The organism is Veillonella agrestimuris (assembly GCF_943193065.1).
Taxonomy (GTDB): Bacteria; Bacillota; Negativicutes; order Veillonellales; family Veillonellaceae; genus Veillonella; species Veillonella agrestimuris.
The window spans coordinates 15,610-38,168 of the sequence record NZ_CALPCS010000012.1; the positions used below are offsets into that span (position 1 = coordinate 15,610).

General features: G+C 40.6%; 20 protein-coding genes and 1 pseudogene. 6 read left to right on the forward strand and 15 right to left on the reverse strand.

Annotated features, from left to right (window positions below; genetic code table 11):
• The first annotated feature begins 2 nt into the window (after positions 1 to 2).
• Complete coding sequence (locus NFR29_RS06575) at positions 3 to 878, forward strand: epoxyqueuosine reductase (protein ID WP_251424735.1); 876 nt, start codon at positions 3 to 5, stop codon at positions 876 to 878.
• Between the two features lie 69 nt (positions 879 to 947).
• Here NFR29_RS06575 and NFR29_RS06580 read toward each other — a convergent pair whose 3' ends face one another.
• From NFR29_RS06580 to NFR29_RS06595, 5 genes are all read right to left on the reverse strand, one after another.
• Positions 948 to 1,748: a DnaA ATPase domain-containing protein gene (locus tag NFR29_RS06580; RefSeq protein ID WP_251424737.1), complete on the reverse strand. Its 801-nt coding sequence runs from the start codon at positions 1,746 to 1,748 to the stop codon at positions 948 to 950.
• Positions 1,749 to 1,769: 21 nt separating this feature from the next.
• Entirely contained in the window at positions 1,770 to 1,994 is a 225-nt protein-coding gene (locus NFR29_RS08340; protein ID WP_420908282.1) for a hypothetical protein, read from the reverse strand.
• A 111-nt stretch (positions 1,995 to 2,105) separates the two neighbouring features.
• Complete coding sequence (gene yfbR, locus NFR29_RS06585; protein ID WP_251424739.1) at positions 2,106 to 2,690, reverse strand: 5'-deoxynucleotidase; 585 nt, start codon at positions 2,688 to 2,690, stop codon at positions 2,106 to 2,108.
• Positions 2,691 to 2,708: 18 nt separating this feature from the next.
• The gene (locus NFR29_RS06590; RefSeq protein ID WP_251424822.1) at positions 2,709 to 3,485 is read right to left on the reverse strand and encodes a D-alanyl-D-alanine carboxypeptidase family protein; all 777 of its coding nucleotides are present in this window, start codon (positions 3,483 to 3,485) and stop codon (positions 2,709 to 2,711) included.
• 103 nt (positions 3,486 to 3,588) lie between these two features.
• Positions 3,589 to 4,464 carry a mechanosensitive ion channel family protein gene (locus NFR29_RS06595; protein WP_251424741.1) on the reverse strand — a complete coding sequence of 292 codons (876 nt, stop codon included), beginning with the start codon at positions 4,462 to 4,464 and terminating at the stop codon, positions 3,589 to 3,591.
• Between the two features lie 104 nt (positions 4,465 to 4,568).
• Here NFR29_RS06595 and NFR29_RS06600 point away from each other — a divergent pair, with 104 nt between their 5' ends.
• Positions 4,569 to 5,342, forward strand: a complete 774-nt coding sequence (locus tag NFR29_RS06600) for an adenosylcobinamide amidohydrolase (RefSeq protein ID WP_251424743.1) — start codon at positions 4,569 to 4,571, stop codon at positions 5,340 to 5,342.
• Between the two features lie 91 nt (positions 5,343 to 5,433).
• Here the strand turns inward: NFR29_RS06600 and NFR29_RS06605 are convergent, their stop codons facing one another.
• The 3 genes from NFR29_RS06605 to NFR29_RS06615 are packed head-to-tail and all read right to left on the reverse strand — an operon-like array spanning position 5,434 to position 8,672.
• Positions 5,434 to 6,405: an asparaginase gene (locus NFR29_RS06605; protein WP_251424745.1), complete on the reverse strand. Its 972-nt coding sequence runs from the start codon at positions 6,403 to 6,405 to the stop codon at positions 5,434 to 5,436.
• A 34-nt stretch (positions 6,406 to 6,439) separates the two neighbouring features.
• Positions 6,440 to 7,210, reverse strand: a complete 771-nt coding sequence (gene nadE / locus NFR29_RS06610) for an NAD(+) synthase (RefSeq protein WP_251424747.1) — start codon at positions 7,208 to 7,210, stop codon at positions 6,440 to 6,442.
• Positions 7,211 to 7,217: 7 nt separating this feature from the next.
• A complete protein-coding gene (locus tag NFR29_RS06615; protein WP_251424749.1) occupies positions 7,218 to 8,672 on the reverse strand; it encodes a nicotinate phosphoribosyltransferase in 1,455 nt (484 codons plus the stop codon).
• A 247-nt stretch (positions 8,673 to 8,919) separates the two neighbouring features.
• Here NFR29_RS06615 and NFR29_RS06620 point away from each other — a divergent pair, with 247 nt between their 5' ends.
• The gene (locus tag NFR29_RS06620; RefSeq protein ID WP_251424751.1) at positions 8,920 to 10,368 is read left to right on the forward strand and encodes an aminoacyl-histidine dipeptidase; all 1,449 of its coding nucleotides are present in this window, start codon (positions 8,920 to 8,922) and stop codon (positions 10,366 to 10,368) included.
• Positions 10,369 to 10,522: 154 nt separating this feature from the next.
• Here the strand turns inward: NFR29_RS06620 and NFR29_RS06625 are convergent, their stop codons facing one another.
• From NFR29_RS06625 to NFR29_RS06655, 7 genes and pseudogenes are all read right to left on the reverse strand, one after another.
• The gene (locus NFR29_RS06625; protein WP_251424753.1) at positions 10,523 to 11,794 is read right to left on the reverse strand and encodes an O-acetylhomoserine aminocarboxypropyltransferase/cysteine synthase family protein; all 1,272 of its coding nucleotides are present in this window, start codon (positions 11,792 to 11,794) and stop codon (positions 10,523 to 10,525) included.
• A gap of 11 nt (positions 11,795 to 11,805) precedes the next feature.
• On the reverse strand, positions 11,806 to 12,765 hold the full coding sequence (metA, locus tag NFR29_RS06630; RefSeq protein ID WP_251424754.1) for a homoserine O-acetyltransferase MetA: 960 nt from the start codon (positions 12,763 to 12,765) through the stop codon (positions 11,806 to 11,808).
• 35 nt (positions 12,766 to 12,800) lie between these two features.
• Positions 12,801 to 13,985, reverse strand: a complete 1,185-nt coding sequence (locus tag NFR29_RS06635) for a MalY/PatB family protein (protein ID WP_251424756.1) — start codon at positions 13,983 to 13,985, stop codon at positions 12,801 to 12,803.
• Between the two features lie 51 nt (positions 13,986 to 14,036).
• A pseudogene (locus NFR29_RS08310) lies at positions 14,037 to 15,171 on the reverse strand (trans-sulfuration enzyme family protein).
• Between the two features lie 241 nt (positions 15,172 to 15,412).
• Complete coding sequence (locus NFR29_RS06645) at positions 15,413 to 15,919, reverse strand: hypothetical protein (protein ID WP_251424758.1); 507 nt, start codon at positions 15,917 to 15,919, stop codon at positions 15,413 to 15,415.
• Between the two features lie 15 nt (positions 15,920 to 15,934).
• Positions 15,935 to 16,363 carry a PACE efflux transporter gene (locus NFR29_RS06650; protein WP_251424760.1) on the reverse strand — a complete coding sequence of 143 codons (429 nt, stop codon included), beginning with the start codon at positions 16,361 to 16,363 and terminating at the stop codon, positions 15,935 to 15,937.
• 23 nt (positions 16,364 to 16,386) lie between these two features.
• Positions 16,387 to 17,856 carry a DASS family sodium-coupled anion symporter gene (locus tag NFR29_RS06655; protein ID WP_251424762.1) on the reverse strand — a complete coding sequence of 490 codons (1,470 nt, stop codon included), beginning with the start codon at positions 17,854 to 17,856 and terminating at the stop codon, positions 16,387 to 16,389.
• Between the two features lie 229 nt (positions 17,857 to 18,085).
• Between NFR29_RS06655 and NFR29_RS06660 the strand changes: the two genes are divergently transcribed.
• The 3 genes from NFR29_RS06660 to NFR29_RS06670 all read left to right on the forward strand — a co-directional run bounded on the left by NFR29_RS06660 (position 18,086) and on the right by NFR29_RS06670 (position 22,527).
• Complete coding sequence (locus NFR29_RS06660) at positions 18,086 to 19,936, forward strand: ABC transporter ATP-binding protein (RefSeq protein WP_251424764.1); 1,851 nt, start codon at positions 18,086 to 18,088, stop codon at positions 19,934 to 19,936.
• Positions 19,933 to 21,696: an ABC transporter ATP-binding protein gene (locus tag NFR29_RS06665; protein WP_251424766.1), complete on the forward strand. Its 1,764-nt coding sequence runs from the start codon at positions 19,933 to 19,935 to the stop codon at positions 21,694 to 21,696. The genes NFR29_RS06660 and NFR29_RS06665 overlap by 4 nt, the downstream gene beginning before the upstream one ends.
• 66 nt (positions 21,697 to 21,762) lie before the next feature.
• Complete coding sequence (locus NFR29_RS06670; protein WP_251424768.1) at positions 21,763 to 22,527, forward strand: hypothetical protein; 765 nt, start codon at positions 21,763 to 21,765, stop codon at positions 22,525 to 22,527.
• Positions 22,528 to 22,559 lie beyond the last annotated feature (32 nt).

Consider the following 22,559-nt stretch of genomic DNA (forward strand, 5'->3'; position numbering starts at 1 on the left):
CTATGGTAAAAAACATGAATTTACAGAAAATTTGTAATGAAATACACATCCCTGCCGTAGGCGTTGCACCATGGCCATTACCAAAAGAAGCGAGACAGATTCTCTTCGAAGAAAATCCATGCCCTTTTACAGAACCCAATATAGAGAATCGGTTACAGCCAGTATCTAATTTTATACCGCGCAGCGCTATTGTTTGTTTATTCCCTTATTACGTCCCCCACAATGGTCCAAGCAATCTATCGCGCTACACATGGAGTACCGACTATCACGTAGTAGTGAATAAATATTTACAAACACTTGTAGACCAATTGCGCTCACTTAATGAGAATGAATCCTTTTCCATCCACTGCGACACGAGCCCTCTAGCTGATCGTTACATGGCCTACTTAGCAGGCCTCGGCTTTTACGGAAAAAATAAATGCTTCATTAATCCCACGTGGGGCTCCTACGTCTTCATTGGTACCATCTTAACAACGATGCACTTAGAACCAAACAGACCTAGCCAAGAAACCTGCCTGGGCTGCAACCGATGCATCGAAACGTGTTTAGGAGATTGCTTAGGTGAAAGCAATTTTACATACAACACTTGTAAAAGCTATTTGACGCAAAAAAAAGGAGATCTCACTGACGAGGAACGATCCATCATCAGGAAATCTCCATTACTATTTGGTTGTGATCAATGCCAAGACGTATGCCCCCACAATCAAAATATTCCTACTACGCCTATTGAGGAATTTCAACACCTGGAGCCACTCTTAGATGTGAATGAAATAGAACACATGACAAATAAACAATTTAAAACAGCCTATGGGGATAGAGCCTTTTCGTGGCGTGGGAAGACTATTTTATTACGCAATAACAAATATATAAAATATTAATTTTAGACAAAAACTAGATTATTTCATAAGCTAGTTTTTGTTTTCTATATTATCACTGTTTATTCCAATTCAAGACATATAAGCGAAAGAATCTAATATTTCTTTAGTATATTGTAAATCAATGGACTCTTTTCTCTCATCTATAGTGGCACTCAAAATTAACCTGTTAAAAACACCTTTTAATGTACGAATCTCTTCATCGAATTGAAGTGCTATATAACAAAGAACGTCATTATCAATAGTAATGATATTTTTCCGTTGCTTTTCGCATTCTACCCAAAATTTTAAGATAGCAATACGCATTTCTAAATCAGGACGTTCTAAAGTAGCTACAAAACCATCTTGAAGTCTTGGTCGAAGGAGTTCTCCAAATCGCTCCATATCGTCTGGCATAATATCTGATGTAAGAACGATTTGTTTTCCTTTCTTGTATAATTCATCGAAAATATTTAAAAATTCAATCTCGGTATCTTCTTTATTATCTAAAAATTGAATATCGTCGATCATCAATACATCAATATTGTAAAATGTATTTCTAAAAATATCGCCTTGCCCTTTTTTGACTGATTCAACAAAGAGATTTATAAAATGTTCACTAGTAATACTAATGACTTTTAAATTCGGTCGCTGTTGAAAAATAGCATTACCAATAGCGTGCATCAAATGCGTTTTACCTAAACCAGAAGAGCCATGGATAAGAAGTGGATTATAACCTAACCCAAGACGTTCTCCTACATATTGAGCAGCAGAAAAAGCTCTACGATTAGTATTTCCACTAATATAATTATCAAATCGATAATTGGGATTTAAACTCGATACTTCTTCTATAAAAATATTGTTTCTTATATCGTTTAAATTTGAAAACTGCACACTAAACTCCTTATATAATATTTATTCTTGTAATTCAGGTATTAAAAAAACAACATCATCAGATTTTATTGTAGATAACTCTTCGCGACTAGGATTTTCAATCAATACTACACGTTTTGCATGATTCATAACTAAATCATCAAAAATATTTCTTACAAACCGCCCATTAGAAAAGTTCTCATTTCTTTGATTAGTTACTATTTTAAAGTATTCCCCAATAATATTATTTGCTAGTTCATCTATAATATAGTCATTTTAATGCTCATTTTTTGTTATATTATAAGATTCATTAATAAATAAAACTCCGCCTTGCTTAAACTTACTGGTATCAAAACCATTTATTCAGTTATTATAAATTTATATCCCATAATTCAACTGATCCAACGACTTATCAAGAGCAGGAATATACTCTTCTATAAACATGTCCACCTCTGGCATATTTAGCTCTTTTAATTTAATCAAAATAGAATCGTGTGCTTCTTTAAACTCGTCATTCCCTGCATGTAATTCATTGACACATTTCATGTATGCCGACAAAGTATCCGCTGCTTTTACAAGGGGCCATTCTTCGGAATGCTCAGCCTCTACGAGAATAGGTCGATATACAGATTGCAATCGTGCAGGCAAAGTGGTAAGCATTTTTTCTTGTGCTAATGTTTCGATTTCACCATATAAGGATCGCAATTTAGGATCAAAATATTTAATCGGCGTCGGCATATCGCCAGTAAAAATTTCACTCACCTCATGGTACATAGCGATAACAGCAACTTTATTTAAATCCACAGAACCACCAAAATATTCATTCCGCAAAGCCGCCAAATTATGAGCAATCATGGCTACTTCTAAGCTATGCTCCTGAATATTCTCCCGTTCTGTATTGCGCATTAAACTCCAGCGATTGATAAAGCGCATACGTTTTAAAAAAGCAAAAAATGAACTCATAGTTCCCCCTTAAGACTGTTAAATTACACCTCTCAATTTAAAGCCATAGTCTAAGAACTTCACCGCATCATCCCAGCGATCATCGTCATTGAGAAGAACAACAATCATCGTATGTCCACCTCGTGTAGCAGAGGCAATCAAGCACTCCCCTGCAGCACTAGTATAGCCCGTTTTTAGTCCATTAGCGCCAGGATATTTGTTACGAATAAAGTGATTCGTTGTACGAATCGTTACAGGCGCCCGATTTTGGAAAGGCACTTTATAATAGTCGTTGGCTACTTTATCACGGAACATATCGTATTGCATGCCATATGCCGCAATCAGTGCTAAATCGCGGGCCGTCGTATGATGTCCCATTTGCGTCAATCCATGAGGGTTTAAAAACTTACTATTTTTTGCTCCCGCTTTCGCTGCGATGCGCTCCATATCTTGGGCAAAAGCCGCTACAGAGCCACTTACATTTTCAGCCACTGCTACGGCTGCATCGTTACCACTGGCTACCATCATGCCTTCAATAAGGCCTTCCAATGTAATTTCATCACCTACACGAATATCTAAACTCGATTCCCCTACGCTAGCCGCATAAGGACTAATAGTGGCTAATTCGTCAAATCGAGTACCTTTCAATTCAATGGCCGTCAAGAGCGTTACCATTTTCGTAGTACTGGCCGGATGCATCCATTTATCTGGATTTTTAGCAAATAAAATGTCTTTCGTATCTGCATCAATTAAGACTACCGCTTCCCCTATGGTAGTTGGCGGCGTCGGTGTTTCTGCAATTACATCTTTGCTCATTGTGAAAGCTATTCCTAATGCCACAATAAACACCATGAGATACGTCCACAATGAAATTTGTTTCCTAATTAAATTCATGTATTTCACTTTCTATATTAAGATTCTATGATTCATTTGATGTAGTCGGTTCATTATGAACATATACCACTCGTTGCGGATATGGAATATCGATACCATGTGCGTCGAAAGCATCTTTTACGCGAGACATGATAGTGTAACGCACGTCTACATATTCTGGTGTACGCACCCGTGCAAATGCAGCGATACGAACAGAGTTATCACCAAATTCAGTAATACCAATTTCCATTTTTTGTGCATTAAGAACACGATTTTCAGCATCAAAAATATCTTTCAAAATTTGGATGGCTTGATGATGGTCATTATTATAACCAATATCAAACACAAATGGTATAACCCGTTCTTTCATATATGAAAAATTAGTTACCGGCTGCGATGTCAGTTGCGAGTTTGGAATATATACTCGTTTTTGATCTTTCGTAATAACAATAGTATTCATAAATTGAATGGCATGTACATTGCCCTCAATATCGCCAGTAGAAATATAGTGGCCGGCTTTAAAAGGCTTAAAAATAAGAATGAGCAATCCAGACGCTAAATTGGCCAAATTATTTTGTAATGCCAAACCGATACCTAAGCCAAAAGCACCAAAAGCAGCTACAAAAGATGTGGTAGGAATCCCGATTTGGTTCAAACAGATCAACACTAATCCAGCCAATAATAAGTAATTAATCAATTGAGCTACAAAACTCATAGCTGCCGCATCATATTGAGCTTTCGTCATAATGCGAACAGCTACATTTTTAATCCATCGAATGACATATCGACCAATAAAAAAGACAATGAGCGCTAGTAAAATATTGCCCGCTTGGTCAAAGAACCAATCTCGCAATCGAAGCAGTACATTGGCATCGTTAAACAAAAGCTGCGACACCGTACTCCATAATGTATTAAAGTCCATAGTTACCTTCCTATATAAATTAATATCGTTCTCTATAAAAACTATGATATGATGATAAGAGTTATATATATTTATATTCCCTATTTCATACTAGAGAGTCTACTATGTTTACAAATCCTTATGCACCGCCTGCAGAACTTGCCAGCGGTGGCCATATTATTTCAGAGGCAACCTCTGTTACAGTCTTATTCGACGATATCCATTACTCCCTCAGCAGCGGTCAATTGAATGGTGGTTTTCACCATACATTAGGGGTGCGCAACCAACAGCTAACATTCAACATCCATACAGAACAAGATCTGCCAGGTGGATCGGTATCTAACTACTTAGCCCAAGAATTTGAACATATTGATGTACCTGTTCATTTTAGCACAGCCTTATTGACATCAGCAACGCTAGACCGCGTAGTCTATACGATGGTACAAGAAAATGATACCATTGTAGAAACATTGATTACTGCTGGTGTTGACGAAACAGCTCACCGTGCAGGAACAGGCTATTGTTACGAAGAAAAAGATGGTCAATTCCACACACCTGGAACAATTAATATCCTCGCTTTCACCAACAAAGCCCTCACAGATAGTGCTATGGTCAAATCCATCATCACCATTACAGAAGCAAAAACAGCAGCTTTGCAAGATTGGAATATAGATAGTGTCACTCACCATACAACATATAACACAACAGTGGATCACAGTCTATCTAAATCTATCAATACTGGTGCTACAGGGACGGCTACAGACGGTATTATTATGACCATTGATACAAATGGCGAAATTCTAACTGATGCTGGTTCATTCTCCCTCTTTGGCGATACTTTAGCAAAAGCTGTCTATATAGGAGTACAACGGGCATTAACAAATGCTACGAACGAGTAATTTTATACGCTTTACCCTAAGAGGATTACAAATCGAAAAAGAGAGTTAGAACGATATCGGTCTAACTCTCTTTTTACATGCTACTATTCTATTAATATTCCTTAAAGATGCGTTCTAAATCCCCTTTTGTTCTCTCTTTTTGAAGAGCCACCATTAATAATATACGAGCTTTTTGTGGGCTTAAGGAATCGCTCACTATATAATCCGTCCCCTTATCAGTGGATAGAGCGGAAACAATACCCGTACCTGTTCTCGATGCTCTTACAACAGGTACGCCTGCCTTTTCCGTGACAACACGGATCTGCTTCGGTACTGTTCCATGGCCTAACCCCATAATAACAAGTCCATCTGGATGCGTATTAAGAACAGCCGCCCCTACCGACTCTTCTATACCAGCATAACAAGCCAAGATAGGTACATGCGGTAACGTATCAGCCACAGCAAATTCAGAATGCAGTGTATGGCGCCGTACAGGCGAACTATAAAAATGTGGTACACCATCTTGTACAAAGCCCATATGCCCTGTATTCGGACTACCAAAGGTAGACACATTGGTGGTATTCATTTTCGTAACTTCGCGAGCACTTTCAATAGTTCCATTTAAAACGACTAATACCCCTTTTCCCACAGAAGAAGGATGGCGAGTCACTTGAATAGATTGAAGTAAATTAATAGGCCCATCAGCACTAATAGCACTGGCTGGACGCATCGAACCAGTCACAACAATAGGCTTGTCAGTATGAACTACTAAATTGAGAAAATAGGCAGTCTCTTCCAATGTGTCAGTCCCGTGGGTAATAACAACGCCACCCACATCCTCTCGATCCACAACAGATTGTACCAATTTCGCTAATTCAATCCATTGATACATAGTAATATCAGAGCTTTCCATATTCGCAAATTGATAATGTACGAAAGGCCCATATTCACTAACACCCGGTACAGATTCAATAATTTCTTCTACCGTAATGACCCCTGGCGTATAGCCTGTCAAATCCGTATCTGATGCACCTTTCCCTGCAATAGTGCCGCCTGTACCAATGATAGCAATATTCTGTTTCATAACTACATACTCTCCCTTCTTACCTACAATAATATTAATCTTCATTCCATATGAAAGCTGGCATTAATTCTAATTTATGTAAATTGATGCGATGCAAATGGTCAATCCGCTCCTTTGTGTTGGCATCATCAATTTGGCCCGTTCGGATATATCGATCAAGCACAGCATAGGTAAAGCCTAATTTGTCTTCGTCCGATTGCCCACTTAATCCATCACTCGGTGTTTTGTGGACTAACTGTTCAGGAATGTCTAATAATTCGCCGATTTGGCGCACTTCTTCTACTACTAGATTCGCTAAAGGACTAAAATCTCCTGCAGAATCGCCAAATTTTGTAGAATAACCTACATAATCTTCAGAGCCATTACAGGTATTAGCAACACGACCACCATTAGGTAAGTTTTGAGATACCGCATATAACGTCGCCATGCGCAAGCGGGGTGGCATATTGATAGCCGCATCATGACTAAGCTGAGATTCTTTTGCAATATCAGCAAAACCTGGAGTTTCTGTAATAGCCTTAGATAAGGCCTGATACGCATCTCCAATATTTACGATTATATAAGGAATACCCAGATGTTCTACTACCGATTTGGCGTCATCAATATCCGATTGCACACCATTCGGCATAAGCACACCTACAACGCGCTCTGCCCCTAATGCTTCTTTGCAAAGGGCTGCCACAATGGTAGAGTCTTTGCCTCCCGATATACCGATAACAGCAGAACAACGAGGTCCATTGTCTTCAAAATAACGGCGAATCCACTGAATAAGTTTGTCTTTAATTTGTTTTGGATTCTTCAACATAGATATCCTACCTTCTACTTTCTATGCGACTTAACAAATCCATTTTCATATCGTAATAGGCAGGGCTCATATCTAAATAATGACCGTGAGGATTATCGAACCGCTGCTCTTCTTCCCAAATTTCATGTTTCAATTGATATTGAACATATTCTCGAATCTCTTCTAACGATGGGGATGGAACGATTTGTTTCCCCTCTTTGATGACTAACTCTTGCAAATCTTTAAAAGTACAGTCTTCAAAATAGAGTTCACGCCATGGTTTTTCTGGATCAATGTAGCGATAAGGTTGTTCTGTGCTTGGTACTTCGTCGGGCATAGTCAATAAATCAGCAATGGCTTCGCCAGTAGCGTTACTATACACGCGGTATACTTTTTTCAATCCGGGATTCGTAATTTTAGCCACTGTTTCCGATACTTTAATACGCGGTTTCCATTCCCCATCTTTTTCAACGCCAGCAATCTTATAAACGGCGCCAAATACAGGATCCGATTTAGACGTAATCAAACGTTCCCCTACACCAAAGGCATCGATAGGTCCACCTTGGCTCAACAGCGATGTAATAGTATACTCATCAAGACTATTAGATGCAACGATTTTACAATCTGTTAAGCCTGCTTCATCTAGCATGCGACGGGCTTGTTTCGCCAAATATGCTAAATCCCCAGAATCGAGGCGAATACCTTTTAAGCGGTACCCTTGTGGATCCAATACTTCTTTAGCTACCTTAATTGCATTAGGTACACCAGAATTTAATACATCGTAGGTATCCACTAAAAATACGGAACTTTGAGGATAAACTTCGGCATACGCTTTAAAGGCTTCGTATTCAGACCCGTAGTACATAACCCAACTATGGGCCATCGTTCCGCTCACAGGAATATTAAACTTCTGTCCTGCTAGCACTGTCGCCGTAGAATGAACACCGCCAATATAGGCAGCTCGCGATCCATACACGGCAGCATCCACATTATGGGCTCGGCGAGCACCAAAATCGGATACAATACGCCCTTCTGCAGCTCGCACAATGCGGTTCGCCTTTGTAGCAATCAGAGACTGATGATTCATCATAGCTAGTACAGCAGTCTCGACAATTTGTGCATCAATGAGCGGTGCTACAATAGTTATGACTGGTTCATTGGGATAAATAATAGTCCCCTCTTTAAAGGCGTACACATCGCCAGTAAATCGGAAGTGCCGCAAATAGTCTAAAAAAGCTTCACTAAATAAATTGAGACTTCTAAAATATTCAATTTCTGCCTCTTCAAAGTGGAGATGTGTAATATATTCCAAAATTTGCTCTAATCCACAGAAAATAGCAAAACCACCTTCATCTGGATTACGACGATAAAAGACATCAAAAGCAACACGGTCTAAAGTTCGCTCCTTTGTAAAGTAGCCATTAGCCATAGTCATCTCATAGAGATCCATGAGCATACTAATATTGCGGTGTTCATGCTGCATACTTTCACCACCCTTATACATAAACATTCTATCAGTCCATACAGATTTCCTGCTATTTATTCTTTTCTATTATAAACTAAATGAAAGACCTTTTCTATTTGTACAAGCACTTTTCTATTTATCCTTACCTATGATATAACTATAGTATAAGTATAATGTACATCAACATAACTATACTAACCTATGTATGTACATTGAAACTTTCACCATTTGTGAAAGCACTTTCACAGAATGAGAGGTATATAATATGAACAATATCAGTCAAGCCACACGAGTGTTAGACATTTTCAAAGATATGAGCCAAATTCCTCGCGAATCAGGCAATGAAAAAGCAGTTAGCGATTATATCGTTAATTTCGCAAAACAATTAGGATTGGATGTCGTGCAAGACGATGTGTGGAATGTAATCGTGAAAAAATCGGCTACACCGGGTTATGAAAACCGTCCTACAGTGATCTTGCAAGGTCATATTGATATGGTGTGCGTAAAAGATCTTGATTCCAATCATGATTTTACTAAAGACCCTATTGCCAATATCATCGAAGGGAAATGGATGCATGCAGACCACACTACACTAGGCGCCGATAATGGTATAGGCTGTGCTATGATTTTAGCTATTTTAGAAGACAAAGAGCAACAACACGGCCCCATTCAAGCTTTATTTACAACGAACGAAGAAACAGGTATGGATGGCGCCTTTGCCTTAAAAGAAGGAGATGTAACGGGCGATTATTTGCTCAACTTAGATACAGAAGAAGAACACGAGTTCACCGTAAGCTGCGCTGGCGGTTGCCATGTCAATGTGAGCATTCCTCTGCTTCGGGAAAATAATTTGCCTGGCTACAATGCGGCCTTATCCATTTCTGTGCAAGGTCTACAAGGGGGGCATTCAGGCATCGAGATTATCGAGCAACGAGCAAATGCAAACCAAGTATTAGCCCGCGTTTTATACGATTTAGAAAAACAATATTCTCTAAATCTTGCTTCTTTCAAAGGTGGCGTCAAACACAATGCTATCCCATCTAAAGCAGTCGCTACTATTACTGTACGACCTGAAGATGTAACAGCAATCAAAACATTGTTGGCATTCTATGAAAAACAATACCAACAAGAATTTGCCGTTAAAGATCCAGGCCTTGTCATTCTCGTAGAGGATATCGAAACACCAGATGTAACGTATGCAGACGATACAGCAGAGGCGTTAATTTCCTATTTATACCTCGCTGAAGATGGCGTTCATTCTATGAGCCAAACCATCGAAGGGCTTGTAGAAACATCTAACAACCTCGCTATCGTAGAAGAAGGAACCCACACCATCGACATCCTCGTATCCGTGCGTAGTTCTAACATGAACAGCCTTGAGTACTTAGCGAAAAAACTATTGCTTTTAGCCGATACATTAGGCCTTGCAGCAGTGCGCAACGGCGGCTACCCTGCGTGGGAATACGAACGTGGATCCAAATTGGAGGAACAAGCCATTGCATTGCATAACGAAATGTTTGATACACCTGCTACGGTAAATGCCATCCATGCGGGCCTTGAGTGTGGCTTATTAAAAGGCATCTTGCCAAACACACAAATGATCAGCTTTGGCCCTACAATCCTAAGCCCGCATACGCCAGTAGAACGAGTACACCTTCCATCTGTAGAACGAGTGTATATCTATTTGAAAGCTTTATTGGAAAAACTACAATAATATACGTTGTTGTAAATCACCTTACTAGCTACACTTAACATTAGCTACACAAGGAGCTAATGCACCATTACGCAAAAGAGCTATACCGAATGAATCAATGTCATTTGGTATAGCTCTTTTTATGTTATGTAATAATATTTGATCTAGCGCTTGCTTATACTCTATCTAATGCTTGGGATAAATCGTCAATGATATCGTCGATATTTTCAATACCAATAGAAAGGCGAATCATATCTGGTGTAACGCCAGCGGATCGTTGTTGTTCTTCGTTCAACTGTGCATGTGTCGTAGATGCTGGGTGAATGACTAAAGATTTAGCATCTGCTACGTTAGCAAGGTGGGAGAACAATTGAAGGGCATCAACAAACTTAATGCCTGCCTCTTTGCCACCTTGTACGCCAAATGTAAAGACAGCCCCTACCCCTTTCGGGAATAATTTCGTAGCTAACGCTTTATATGGGCTCGTTTCCAATTCTGGGTAGCTCACCCACGCTACTTTTGGATGGTTATTTAAGAAATCTACTACTTTACGAGTATTTTCAACGTGACGCTCTACGCGCAAGGACAATGTTTCAATGCCTTGTAAAATTTGCCATGCCGCAAGTGGCGTAATGCACGCACCTGTGTCGCGCAATAATTGGGTACGGATTTTCACAGTAAACGGAATTGGCAAATCACCATATACTAAGCCATTATAATGTTCGTCGCCTTCTACAAATCCTGGATATTTACCAGAAGCTTTATAGTCAAATTTACCAGATTCAACGACAACACCACCTAATGTAGTACCATGTCCACCAAGATATTTTGTAGCAGAATGAACAACAACGTCCGCACCATGCTCTAACGGACGGAATAAGTATGGCGACGCAAATGTATTATCAACGATAAGGATAATATTATGTTTATGAGCAATATCAGCTACTGCTTGCACATCAATCAAATTAATACCTGGGTTACCGATTGTTTCGATGTATACAGCTTTTGTATGCTCATCAATAGCCGCATCAAATTCTTCTAAATTATCTGGATTTACAAATTTCGTTTCAATGCCAAAACGAGGCAATGTAGCTGTAAACAAATTATATGTACCGCCATATAATGTAGAAGCAGCTACGATATTATCGCCTGTACTAGCAACGTTCAAAATAGAATAAGTAATCGCCGCAGATCCGGAAGCCAATGCAATCCCAGCTGCGCCCCCTTCTAATTGAGCTACTCGAGCATCTAATACGTCTGTTGTAGGATTACCTAAGCGGGAGTAAATCGCCCCTGGATTTGTTAATGCAAAGCGACCTGCCGCTTCTTCCGCATCCTTAAATACGAAAGACGTAGTTTGGTAAATTGGCACAGCACGAGCACCTGTTGGATCTACTGTATGACCACCATGTAATTGTAGTGTTTCAAATTTATAATTGTTACTCATAATATATCTCCTTATATGTAAGCACCAAAGTCTTTATCCCGGTCGTATTTCATCTTTTTAATTTGCTCAATAATGTACGGTGTTTCTTGGTATACGTAGTAGTTTAACCAGTTCGTAAATAACAAAGTACTTACCGAACGCCACCGCACGATAGGGCGTTGTTTTGGATCGTCATCAGGGAAGTAGTTTTCTGGTAAATCTACTTCATCTCCTTTCGCAATATCTCGCACGTACTCGCGATTTAGCGTATCCCAATCGTATTCGGCATGACCAAAGACGAAAATATGTTTATTATCTAAACTACGCACGATAGCCGCTCCACTTGGGCCCGAACCGGCAAGTAATTCCAATTGCTTATTGTTTCTAATTTGCTCTTCCGACACGGTGGTATGGCGAGAATGAGGCATCCAGAACTTTTCGTCGAAGCCACGTAATAAAACGGGACGATCGTTGTAAATGTCGTGTTCATAAACACCAAATAATTTTCGATCCATAACCGATTTATTAATGCCAAAATGGTGATATAAACCGGCTTGAGCGCCCCAACATATGTAGAATGTAGAGTATACATGCTCTTCGCCCCAGTTCATAATCTCTACCAATTCATCCCAGTAGTCTACCTCTTCAAAAGGCATCAGTTCTACAGGAGCACCTGTAATGATCATGCCATCAAAGAAGTCTTCTTTCACTTCATCAAAGGTACGGTAAAAGGTTTCTAAATATTCTGCGTCTGTATTTTTAGATTTTCTTGATGCGGTATGTAAAAGCGTAAAATTTACTTGCAATGGGCTATTACTAAGAGCCCGCAAGATTTGCGTTTCCGTCACTTCTTTAGTAGGCATCAAATTCACTAACAAGATTTCTAAAGGACGGATTTGTTGGTTTTCAGCTCGTTCCGTATCCATAACGAAAATATTTTCTTGCGCTAATTTAGTAATGGCCGGTAAATTCTTAATAACTTTAATAGGCATCGTGTCACCTCGTTGTTAGAGAATAACGAATTAAATTAAAATCCTTTCGCTTCGTAAGCACGGCGCAATGATTCTAAACCGTCTACTAATACACTGCGCGGGCAAGCAACGTTGATACGTTCAAATTGTTCGCCGTCTTTACCAAACATGGACCCACTGTCGAGCCATAATTTAGCATCTTCCAAGATCCATGTTTCTCTCTCTTCTGGCGTTAATGGTAACTGAGAACAATCGAACCACATCAAATACGTCCCTTCTGGACGAAGCATAGTCATTTTCGGAAAATGCTGTGCAAAATAATCGAGAGTAAATTGAATATTATCTTGCAAATAGACTTTCAATTCATCTAGCCATGGGCCACCCACTTCATAAGCCCCCTGACAGGCAACGAGGCCCATCGTATTTAACTGGCTAAATCCAGCTTTATTAATTTCCTTTACGAAACGGCGTCGCAATGTAGCATTAGGAATAAAGATATTAGATACTTGTAATCCCGCAATATTGAAGGTCTTACTCGGCGCTGTACAAATAATAGTCTGTTGCGCATAAGATTCTCCAAGATTAGCAAAGACAGTGTGCTCGTGGCCGTCCCAAACGAAATCAGCGTGAATTTCATCGCTCACGATAAGCACATTATGGGAGATACAAATGTCGCCTAATCGCTTCAATTCTTCTTCAGTCCATACGCGGCCTACCGGATTGTGCGGATTGCACAGTAAAAAGAGTTTTACATTATGTTCTACAATGGCCTTTTCAATACCTTCAAAATCAATGCTATAGCTATTATCTCGATATATAAGCGGTACATTGATGAGCTTTCGATCATTATCGTCAATGACTAAACTAAACGGATAGTACACCGGTTGATTAATGAGAACGCCGTCCCCTTCCTTTGTGAAAGCTCGCACTGCCATCGCTAAAGCAAATACGATGCCTGGCGTTTTGACAAGCCACTCCTGTTGAATAGACCACTGAAAGCGGTCTTCGAACCAATGTTTGAGAGCCTCAAAATAAAACTCATCACTTTCGCTATAGCCGAAAATGCCGTGATTCACCCGTTCTACTAATCGTTCTTTCAACTCTTGAGGAATTTCAAAGTCCATATCGGCTACCCAAAACGGCTTCACATCATCTGGTTTCCCTCGCTGCACAGCAAAGTCGTATTTTAAGGACTGTGTATTTGTTCTATCTACGATAGTATCAAAATTATAGCGCCCCATTATATCCCCTTTCTTAAAAACGACATAACTTCTATAAACTGTATTACACGATTACTTATTAAATGCTTGTTTTAAATCAGCAATTAAATCATCTGTATCTTCAATCCCTACAGACAAACGCAAGAGACGGCGCGTAATTCCTTTTCGCTCTGCATCTTCTGGTTTCAAATCTGGATGGGTCTGTGTCACTGGATAGGTTAAAAGTGATTCTGTGCCGCCAAGGCTTTCAGCGAATTGGATTAATTCAATGCCTTCCAATACTTGTTTCGCCGTTTCTTCGCTATCTACTTCGAAAGACAACATGCCGCCAAAGCCTGTCGTTTGTGATTTGTTAATGTCGTAACCAGGGTGTTCTGGCAAACCTGGGAATAATACTTTTGTCACTTTTGGATGTGCCTGTAACCATTCAGCTAAAGCGATGGCATTTTTCTGGTGTTGTTCCATACGAAGCGCCAATGTTTTTACACCACGGATGACGAGCCAACTATCCATAGCAGATAAACAGGCTCCCACCGTTTTATAAGTAAGGCGCAACTTAGCCGCTAAGTCTTCATCTTTCACAATGGTAAAAACCAGAAATCACATCATGATGACCACCGATAAACTTTGTCCCACTATGGACTACAATATCAGCCCCCAAGGTCAAAGGCTTTTGGAAATACGGAGACAAGAATGTATTATCAATGATCACTAAAGCATTACGGGCATGAGCAATGTCTACAATACCTCTAATATCTGTAATTTCCATCATAGGATTCGTAGGTGTTTCCACGAAAACAGCTTTGGTATTCTCTTTAAAAGCAGCTCTCACTGCATCTAAATCGGATGTACCTACATAAGTAAATTCAATACCATTTTGCTCATAAACATTAGTGAACATACGGATAGAACCGCCATATAAATCATCCCCAACGATAACATGGTCACCAGGAGAAAATAAATGAAATACCGCATCAATAGCAGCCATACCAGAAGAAAAAGCCAATGCGTCTGTCCCTTCCTCTAAATTGGCCATCAACGTTTCCAAGCGTTCCCGCGTAGGATTAGATTCGCGAGAATATTGAAACCCTGTCGTGTCTCCCAAACTAGGATGAGAGAACGTACTAGACATATAAATGGCTGGAGAAATAGCTCCTGTATTATCTGGTTTACCGCTACCGTGCACGCATTTTGTATTAAATTTCATATAATCTCTCCTTATCTATGTATGATTATAACTACCCCTATACAGTGAGTTAATCTTCCGTCACTTTAATTCCTATTTTTTTAGAAGGTCTTAATACACCTACTAAAAAACTATACTATAAAAATATTATATTCATTATAGAAAAACATAGTCTCTAAGTCAATGAAAAGGGCTTCTCACAATGCGTGAAAAGCCCTTTTTTGTCATATGCATTTTTTATCTGTTGTCATAACTTTTAGTTTTATCCATCAATACGTCGCATAATCCCTAATGCAATGATGATACCTAAGGAAGACGTAATAAGCTGTGGCCAACTAAAAGCCAATAATACAGCCATCGCTTTTGGCCCTGTTATATTCCATACGTGCAATAAAGCTAATGCACCGCCATAGAGAACTGCCATTTTCCCTGTAGAAGCAGCCCCTATGATAAGCCAAATTGGTCTATCTTTTAGCCAATGGACTAATATTACATACACCGATGTGCCCAATCCGGTTACTAACACTAAAGGCAGAATCGGCAACATTCCCTGCATATAAGCTATTACCGGTGTAATCCAAGCGATTACCATTCCTGCTTGCCACCCATATCGCCATGTAGCCAATACATACGTAGCCGATACAACAGTTCCAATGACAAACATACTCACTTGTGGCGGAATAGGAAATAAAATACGTAAACTTTGCGCTATCAATGCAATAGCTAATAACATAGCAGTGCCTGTTATAGTTCTTACATCAAATATCATACTCCCTCAAGCTCCCTATTCTGCATTCACAAAACGAATGCGCAAATGATCATAGCCCCAATTAAAGACATATGTGTACCCCAAAATAGCTAATGTCATGCTAATATCGGCCATGAATGCTTCTACAAAAGTCATGTTCATAAAATACATAATCATTGGAATCGTAGCAGCCAACAAAAGGCCTTCAAAAAGAACAGCATGCGTAATGCGAATGCCTACACCACGATCTAATCGATTACCAGGTACGAATTTATCAAACACCCAGTTGAACACAAAATTCCATACCATGGCAGTGAGAGAAATTAAAATCGTCACTAATAACGGACTGCCTCCATGGCTCTGACTTTCACCGCTATGGGTAATCAGCAGCATGATTAGATAGCCTATTAAAATAGCTCCCATTTCAAATAAAACGGACTGAACTAAACGTTCTTTAAAAGACATGCGTGTCTCCCCTTACATAATGCTTAGTGCAACGTAGGCATTACGAATTGGATCCAAGGAATACCTACGAGGATATAAATAGCTAAATAAATAAAACCGAAAATGGCGCCTAATTTCCAGAACTCTGGTCCTTTGTTATAGCCGCTAGCAAACCAGATTGGGCTATGCCCCGTACCATACGGTGTGAGGATACCAGCAATACCAACTGGAAGCAATAAAATGTACATCGTCATAACTGGATCAATACCAGGAATTTGCATAATCAACGTCGCAAACAAGCCCACCATAGCTGTACTATAGGCTGTGGCAGAAGCGAAGAAATAGCGAAGCAAGCAGAATGCGATAAGCAAACCTAATACAGCCATTGTCGGATCTAAGGATACAAGGTAGCCGCCAGCAGCTTTTGCCAACCAATCAAGGAAACCTACGTTTTTAAGACCTGCCGCCATAGGTACTAATGTAGCAAACCAAGTCAATACATTCCAAGCCGGTTTATTACCGAGGAAATCTTGCCACGTAATGATTTTTGTGAAAATCATCAAAATAATAACGATTAACGCTGTTGTAGTCGGATTGATTTTGAATGTGCTTGCACCAATCCAAAGAACAAGAGCTAAAATAGAAATGCTCGCCATGGCGATTTCGCTACGAGTCATAGCTCCTAATTTTTGGAACTCTGCTTTTGCCCATTCTGCAATTTCAGGAGATCCTTTCACTTCTGGTTTACAGAAGACATATGTCAATAATGGCGTAATGATTAATAAAATAAGACCTACTGGTAAGAATGCGATAAACCAGCTACCCCAGCTGCTTGGTGTTACGATGCCTGCTTTGGCAGATAATTCAAGAACAAGCGGGTTTGGTGCCGCACCAGTAAGGAATAAAGAGCTTGTTACACAAGTTGTCGCCAATGCTACCCAGTTCAAATAGGAACCAATACGGCGAGGATTTTTATCTGGATACGAATCAAACATTGGAGAAATGCTAGATACGATTGGGTAAATCGTACCGCCAGAACGAGCCGCATTACTTGGAATGAATGGTGCTAATACAAGGTCAGTTAAGGCGATAGCATAGCCCAAACCAAGAGAAGATTTACCTAATTTTTGTACTAAGAACAAAGCAATACGACGGCCCAAGCCAGAATTTTCATAACCAATACCAATCATGAACGCCGCAAAGATAAGCCATACAATCGTATTAGAGAAGCCACTAAGTCCCCAACTAATTGCTTGCGCTGATGTAATTGCCTTCGCAACGCCTGTCGCCTTATCTACCGTGACTACAGGGCCTACTTTGAATAATACAGATAGAGTAATAGCAATAATACCGATAAAAGCAGGTGGCAATGGCTCTAAAATCAAACCTACTACAAGGCCTGCGAAGATACTCACATAGATCCAAGCATCTGCGCTTAATCCTGCTGGTGCTCCAATGAGCCACACTAACACAGCGACTACGAGAGGAGCAAACAATTTCCAATTTACGTTCATTAAAAACTCTCCTTACTTAAGAAAAAACACTTACATGCATTAAAAATGCTTTTCTAGTATATCAAAAAATAAGATACCCGTATATATAAATACAGCATAATGCAATTGCCACTCACTCAACATGTATCAGTTTTATAAATCTGCACAAATCATAGTATAAATCGTACTATTGCGTACTAAAATTGTATGCAATATAATAGAAAAATATAACGATCAAAAAGGAGTACTTATGAAATCATTTCTATCCTATATAAAACCTATGGTGAGCCCTATGGCAGCAGTGCTCATAACGACATTGCTGAGCGTCGTCGGTTCCCTCTACATTCCAACCTTGACGGCTACCATCATCAATGACGGCGTCCTCAAAGGAGACTTGGACTTTATTACTAATTCGAGTGCCATCATGTTAGCGGTGGCCTTCGCCACAGTTCTCGCATCGGTCTTAGGGGTGGCACTGAGCGCTCACATTTCGGCGCGCATCGGCGAGGCCTTACGAAACGATTTAGTGAAAGCCATCCAAGACTTTTCCTTACGCGACTTCACCCACTTCGGAACAGGAACAATCTTAATGCGAGCGAGTCGAGACGTAGAAAAAATTCAATCCGTTATCGATGAAAGCCTCAACATGATTGCCCCTACACCACTCATGATTTTCGTAGGCTTAGGCCTAACATTCTACAAAAGCTGGCAGCTAGGCCTCATCATTTTAACCGTTATGATTCTCATGGTCATTTGCATCGCCGTACTGCAACGAAAAGCATTACCATTAGTAAAAAAAATGCAATTGAAGCTAGACGACATTACTGACGCCGTGCGCGATCACATTGTGGGCATGTCCGTCATCCGCGCATTCAATCGCAGCAAAGACGAACAAAAAAAAGAATACGCTTTATTCCGAGAAACTGCTGGCTTGTCAAAGGCAGTACGACAAACCTACGCTATCGGTTTGCCTACGATCTTAATTATGTTCAACATGAGCGCCGTCTGCATCCTCTGGGTAGGTGGCTACAACGTAAGCCTTGGGACATTGCAAATTGGTGATATTATGGCCGTCATCGAATATGCCAACTTGATTCTTCTCAATTTGCTAATGTCCATCTTCGTTATCGTCGACATTCCAGAAGCCATCGTCTGCTATCGCCGTATTCGAGAATTGCTAGAACATGAAAACACAGACCTGTTCACAGGTACCATCTCCACCCCTAACAGCGCCCTAACAACACCAAATAGCGCAAGCCATGCTATGTCGGCAACGGCAATGGCAACGGCAACGGCAACGGCAACGGCAACGGCAACGGCAACGGCAACGGCAAGCGATGATACGCCGCTCTTAGAATTCCGCAATGTAACGTTCCGCTATGACAATGCGGAAGCGCCTGCGTTAGAAAATGTGTCCTTTACCGTGCATCACGGCAAAACATTAGCCATTATGGGAGACATTGGATCTGGAAAAAGTACAATTACCAACTTAATCCCGCGCCTCTTCTCCATCGAGTCTGGCGATATCCTCTTTAAAGGACGCTCCATTTACGAATGGGATGCCACAGCATTGCGCTCCCTCATCGGCTACGTGCCACAACGAGCTTATTTGTTTACAGGTACCGTAGAAATGAATATTCGTTACGGCTTGTATGGCACAAAAGACACAGATATTCCAATGGAACGCATCAAAGAAGCGTGTCGCCTGTCAAAAGCCGATGAATTTATTCCACGCCTTGACGGAGGGTACCAATTCCAAGTGGCTCAAGGAGGCAGTAACTTATCCGGCGGGCAGCGTCAACGCCTCGCTATGGCTCGCGCCCTCGTACGCCAACCGGAACTCTTTATCGTTGACGATAGCTTCTCCGCCTTAGATGGCACTACAGAACGAGCGGTGCGCCAAAATATTACTACAGAACTAACAAAAGGTAATCGCCCAGCCCTCATCAGCGTAGAACAAAAAGTGAGCGCCGCTAAAAAAGCAGATTACATCCTCATCATCAATCGCGGTCAAGTAGCAGGTTACGGGACCCATGACGAATTAGCAAACACGTCCCTTGTGTACCAACAAATCTTAGCATCTCAGGAGGTAACACCATGAACCCACTCAAACGATTCCTGGTAGAATCTAAAAACCAATGGGGCTGGTTAATCCTCCTCATTGTAGCCCTCATTGGAGCGTCCATTTTCGAAGTATCGGCACCGATTTTTCTCGGTAACATCGTAGATGCTATCGTGCAAGGCTTAACGAATGGACAAGATATGAGCATCATTATGAGCTCTGTAGACTCCATCATCCTTATCCTCATTGCGTTATACGCCGGCCATGCGCTGTGTACCTACTTTGGCGAATATATGATGGCCTCCATCGCCGCCTCTATGGTATTAACTTTGCGCAATCGCATGAGCAAACACTTATATACATTGCCTATCGGATACTTTCACAATCATCAACGTGGTGACATTCTTAGCCGTCTCACGTCGGATTTAGATGCCATTGAGGAAACTGTCCAAGAAGGTGTACCTGGCATTATCTCCTCTATCATCGGTATCGTAGGGGCCATTGCTATGATGTTATGGATTAGTCCCCTATTAGGGACTTCCATTATTGGCATCGTTCTCCTCGGTATGGCCTGCCTCGCTTGGACATCGAAACGGGCGCGCCGTGTGTACCTTCGAAACCAAGAGGCACTAGGCGAATTTAACAGCGGCGTCGAAGAAATCGTTATCGGTAAATCTGTTATCCAAGCTTTCAGTTTAGAAACAACCACGACGGACAATGTGACAGAACTTAACGCCACCCTCTTTAAACGTATGCGTTCTGCCTCTTTTATGAGTCAGCTCATTTATCCCCTCGTGTCTTTCTTGAACCAAATTAGTTACGTTATCGTAGCCATCCAAGGGGGCATCATGGTCCTTCGCGGATCTATTAGTATCGGCGATATTCAAGCCTTCTTCCTTTATGTGACGCAAGTATCGGACCCCATTTCTCGGAGTTCCTATATCATCACGAAATTCCAAGAAACAGCGGCCGCCTTAGGTCGTATTTACGAAGTCATCGATGCGCCATCCGAGGTGGACGACGGCACCATCACTTTAAGCGCCACTACGACGACGTCTCACAAGGGAACGATTCACTTTGACCATGTGGACTTTGGTTATTCTGAAAGCAACGTCTTTATGAAAGACCTGAATATCCACATTCCTGGCGGATCTATGGCAGCTATTGTAGGCCCTACGGGGGCTGGTAAAAGTACCTTAGTCAATCTCATTATGCGATTTTACGAAGTCCTCGGAGGCCGTATCACCATCGACGGCGTCGATATTCGGGACCTCTCTCGTGAAAGCCTCCATAAGGAAATCGGTATGGTTCTACAAGATGCATGGATTTTCACCGGCACCATAGCCGACAACATCGGTTATGGAAAGCCAAATGCAACGCGAGAGGAAATCGAATACGTAGCAAAACTCGCCATGGCAGACCACTTTATTCGCACCTTACCACAAGGCTACGATACAGTCCTCAAACAAGGCGGCGATGATCTCTCCCAAGGGCAACGCCAACTCATCACTATTGCGCGCGCATTTTTAGCAGACCCTAAAATCCTCATCTTAGACGAAGCTACCGCTAATGTAGACACGCGTACCGAAGTAGAAGTACAAAAAGCCATGAACACCTTGCTTCAAGGCCGTACAAGCATCGTCATTGCCCACCGCCTGTCAACAATAAAAAATGCCGACTTCCTACTCGTCGTAGAAAACGGCACCATTGTAGAAACAGGAACCCACCAAGAACTCATGGACCTAGGCGGGCACTATAAAGAGTTATATGAAAACTATGCGGCAGGAATGTCGGTATAGCACAATATGATATAATTTGTATAGTTATGTATTATGTAGTTTGTTATTATATAAGGAGCGTCTTTTATGAAAGCTAACACGATTTTACTAAAAACTATATTGTTAGGCCTTTTGGCTACTACTCTATCCCTACCTGTAGTAGCAACGGATACCAACAATAAAGAACCACTTATAATTCACGCAGTATCAACTATAGGTGGCAATCCAGCGGATACTACGTACTATAATAGCGAAGCAGAAGCTCAAAAAGCGTTAGAAAAGAAATTAGAAGAACAAAATAAACTCACTATTAAGAATAGAGAAAAACGTGGACCACAAACAAAAGCTCAAATCATTAGTAGTTTAAAACGCATTAACCCCCATCCGCCAGTAGAAAAAACGGCAGCACTTCAATCTGAACTATATAGTAGCTTCCTTGGTACGCCTTTGGATCTTCATATGACCGAAGTGTATGTAGCAGACTACGACACCATCAAGTCCGGAGAGCCCTATGTATATGCTGAATATGTAGATATGAACAATGCCAATGTCTTTGCAGAACAAGATACAGTCACGGCTATTTCTGCACCAATTATTACAAGCACTTTCAGAAAAGATGAAAATAAATCCTTTGGTATCGAAGGATACATCTATTTTATTGATAGCAAAACAAAATCTGTTTCAATGGCTTATATAACTGATTTAGCCAGTCTAAGCGAAACCGAACTTAAAAATCTTTCTAACAACAAAAACATTATATTCAAAGTGCCTAATCACACGTTAACTACTACAGACGACAACTATAAAATGGCATTACTGCTATATAAAAAACTGACTAATAAAACTTTGTAATTTGTAAAATAAGAACTATAAAAAGAGCACCT

Bases quoted from the DNA above. Each gene is read 5' to 3' on its own strand.
- metA (WP_251424754.1), bottom strand. From the start codon at position 12,765: ATGCCTATTAAAGTTATTAAGAATTTACCGGCCATTACTAAATTAGCG.
- NFR29_RS06605 (WP_251424745.1), bottom strand. From the start codon at position 6,405: ATGAAACAGAATATTGCTATCATTGGTACAGGCGGCACTATTGCAGGG.
- NFR29_RS06595 (WP_251424741.1), bottom strand. From the start codon at position 4,464: ATGGACTTTAATACATTATGGAGTACGGTGTCGCAGCTTTTGTTTAAC.
- NFR29_RS06600 (WP_251424743.1), top strand. From the start codon at position 4,569: ATGTTTACAAATCCTTATGCACCGCCTGCAGAACTTGCCAGCGGTGGC.
- NFR29_RS06635 (WP_251424756.1), bottom strand. From the start codon at position 13,985: ATGGGGCGCTATAATTTTGATACTATCGTAGATAGAACAAATACACAG.
- NFR29_RS06650 (WP_251424760.1), bottom strand. From the start codon at position 16,363: ATGTCTTTTAAAGAACGTTTAGTTCAGTCCGTTTTATTTGAAATGGGA.
- nadE (WP_251424747.1), bottom strand. From the start codon at position 7,210: ATGTTGAAGAATCCAAAACAAATTAAAGACAAACTTATTCAGTGGATT.
- NFR29_RS06670 (WP_251424768.1), top strand. From the start codon at position 21,763: ATGAAAGCTAACACGATTTTACTAAAAACTATATTGTTAGGCCTTTTG.
- NFR29_RS06625 (WP_251424753.1), bottom strand. From the start codon at position 11,794: ATGAGTAACAATTATAAATTTGAAACACTACAATTACATGGTGGTCAT.
- NFR29_RS06620 (WP_251424751.1), top strand. From the start codon at position 8,920: ATGAACAATATCAGTCAAGCCACACGAGTGTTAGACATTTTCAAAGAT.
- NFR29_RS06645 (WP_251424758.1), bottom strand. From the start codon at position 15,919: ATGATATTTGATGTAAGAACTATAACAGGCACTGCTATGTTATTAGCT.
- NFR29_RS06665 (WP_251424766.1), top strand. From the start codon at position 19,933: ATGAACCCACTCAAACGATTCCTGGTAGAATCTAAAAACCAATGGGGC.
- NFR29_RS06590 (WP_251424822.1), bottom strand. From the start codon at position 3,485: ATGAGCAAAGATGTAATTGCAGAAACACCGACGCCGCCAACTACCATA.
- yfbR (WP_251424739.1), bottom strand. From the start codon at position 2,690: ATGAGTTCATTTTTTGCTTTTTTAAAACGTATGCGCTTTATCAATCGC.
- NFR29_RS06575 (WP_251424735.1), top strand. From the start codon at position 3: ATGGTAAAAAACATGAATTTACAGAAAATTTGTAATGAAATACACATC.
- NFR29_RS06655 (WP_251424762.1), bottom strand. From the start codon at position 17,856: ATGAACGTAAATTGGAAATTGTTTGCTCCTCTCGTAGTCGCTGTGTTA.
- NFR29_RS06615 (WP_251424749.1), bottom strand. From the start codon at position 8,672: ATGCAGCATGAACACCGCAATATTAGTATGCTCATGGATCTCTATGAG.
- NFR29_RS06660 (WP_251424764.1), top strand. From the start codon at position 18,086: ATGAAATCATTTCTATCCTATATAAAACCTATGGTGAGCCCTATGGCA.